This window comes from Ilyobacter sp. (genome assembly GCF_041583315.1).
Taxonomy (GTDB): domain Bacteria; phylum Fusobacteriota; class Fusobacteriia; order Fusobacteriales; family Fusobacteriaceae; genus Ilyobacter.
This window is the reverse complement of the sequence record NZ_JBFHGC010000508.1, coordinates 1-2,122: the sequence shown is the minus strand read 5'-3', so window position 1 is coordinate 2,122 and position 2,122 is coordinate 1. Positions and strand designations below refer to the sequence as shown.

Annotated in this window: 3 protein-coding genes; all 3 read left to right on the top strand. The window is 37.8% G+C overall.

The features are described from left to right. Positions 1 to 229: ABC transporter substrate binding protein (locus tag ABZA26_RS13545; RefSeq protein WP_372715027.1), on the top strand; the 229-nt coding region annotated here is incomplete at its 5' end. Between the two features lie 162 nt (positions 230 to 391). After that, positions 392 to 1,333 carry an ABC transporter substrate-binding protein gene (locus tag ABZA26_RS13540; protein ID WP_372715026.1) on the top strand — a complete coding sequence of 314 codons (942 nt, stop codon included), beginning with the start codon at positions 392 to 394 and terminating at the stop codon, positions 1,331 to 1,333. Between the two features lie 42 nt (positions 1,334 to 1,375). Continuing rightward, positions 1,376 to 2,122 (top strand): ABC transporter permease (locus ABZA26_RS13535; protein ID WP_372715028.1); only part of this gene is annotated, 747 nt, incomplete at its 3' end.

Here is a 2,122-nt window from a genome sequence, read left to right as displayed (position 1 = left end):
TAAGCCATTTGTATATCAGGGAGCTGTGGCCACAGAAGGTATAGAGGACTATCAAGTGGGTTATCAGACAGGAGAAATGTTGATAAGATACCTCAAAGGTGAAAAAATAGAAGACATGCCTTATGAGACAGTGAAAAACTCTTCATTATATATAAGTGTTAAAAAATCAGAACAGTATGGAATAAAAATTCCTGAAATGTTGAAAGAAAGAGCTGAGATGGTGGAGTAATACGAACAATTTTTTAAAGGAGTATCTTTGGATACTCCTTTTTTGTTGGAGTTTGTAAAGTGTAAATCGAACAAAGTTCTTTTTTTATTGTTGTATAGAACCCCTCTGATTTAAATGATATTATTTAATATAGAGAATAAAATTAGAGGGGTGAGGGTTTTTATGAAGAGAATTTTATTGGTGACTGTCTTGGCTTTGGCTATTTTAATGACAGGATGTGGAAAAAAAGAAGAGTCAAAAACTAAAATAGGAATAACACAGATAATAGAACATCCGGCTTTAGATGCTTCTAAAGAAGGGTTTTTACAAGCTTTAAAAGATGCGGGATATGATGAATCAAAAGTTGATATAGAGTTTCAGAGTGCACAGGGTGACTTTGGAACGGCTCAGACTATAGCAAACTCTTATGTACAGGATAAAAAAGACCTTATACTTGCCATTGCTACTCCTAGTGCACAGGCAGCATATAATGCAACTAAGGAGATACCTATTCTTATAACTGCAGTTACTGACCCGGAATCAGCAGGACTTACCGGGGATAATATCAGCGGAACAAGTGATATGTCACCTGTAAAACAGCAGATGGAGCTTATAAAAAAACTTCTTCCTAGTGCAAAAAAAGTAGGAATAGTGTATAATACCAGTGAACAAAACTCAGAATTTCTAGTAAAGAGAACAATAGAAGAGTGTGAAAAGTTGTCTTTAGAAGTAATTACTTCTGGTGTAACCAATGTAAATGAGGTATCTTCTGCACTAGATTCGATACTGGGAAAAGTAGATGTATTATATGTACCTACTGACAATCTTATGACAGCGGCTATCCCTCTTGTACTGCAAAAGACAAATGCAGCTAAGGTGCCAGTTATAGGTTCTATCAAAGATATGGTAGAACAGGGAGCAGTAGCTACTGAAACTATTGATTATTATAAACTTGGATACCAGACAGGTGAAATGGCTGTAAGGATACTCAAGGGAGCATCTATTAAAGATATGCCGGTGGAGACACTAAACGATACTCAACTTATTATAAACAAGGGAGCAGCAGAAAAAATAGGAATCTCACTTGACAATATTGAAGACCTTGATAAGGCTGAGATATTTTAAAAGTAGTGCTGACTCTCTCTGGAAGGGGGAAGATACATCGTGATATTACTTGGAACACTAGAGCAGGGACTGATATTTTCAATAATGGTTTTGGGGGTCTATATCTCTTATAAGATATTAGACTTCCCTGACCTTTCCGTAGACGGAAGCTTTCCTCTTGGAGCTGCAGTTGCTGCAGTGTGTATCAGCAGAGGAATGAATCCGGTTTTGTCACTTCTCCTGGCTGTGGTAGCAGGTGGTCTGGCAGGATTTGTAACGGGATATATACATGTAAAATGGAATATAACAAATCTTTTAGCCGGGATAATAGTGATGACTGGACTATACAGTGTCAACCTGAGGGTAATGGGGAAGTCCAATATACCTCTTTTTGGTGTAGATCATCTGTTTAACAGCGGAGCGCCCTCTATAGTTGTCATTCTTGTATTGCTGGGAGTTGTAAAGATTTCTCTGGATTATCTCCTTAAAACGAAGTTCGGCTTTGCCTTAAAGGCCCTGGGAGATAATGAAACTCTTGTGGTTTCTCTGGGTATCAATGAAAAGCATCTGAAAATATACGGACTTGCTATATCAAATGCTCTGGTTGCACTTTCTGGCGGAATTCTTGCTCAGTATCAAGGATTTGCAGATGTGGGAATGGGAACAGGGACAATAGTAACAGGACTTGCAGCAATAATAATAGGGGAAACTATATTTAAGACGGGTAAATTTATGAAGGCAACTACAATAGCCCTTCTAGGAACTCTGATATTTAAATATGTGGTGGCTGCTGCCCTGAAAATGGGTATG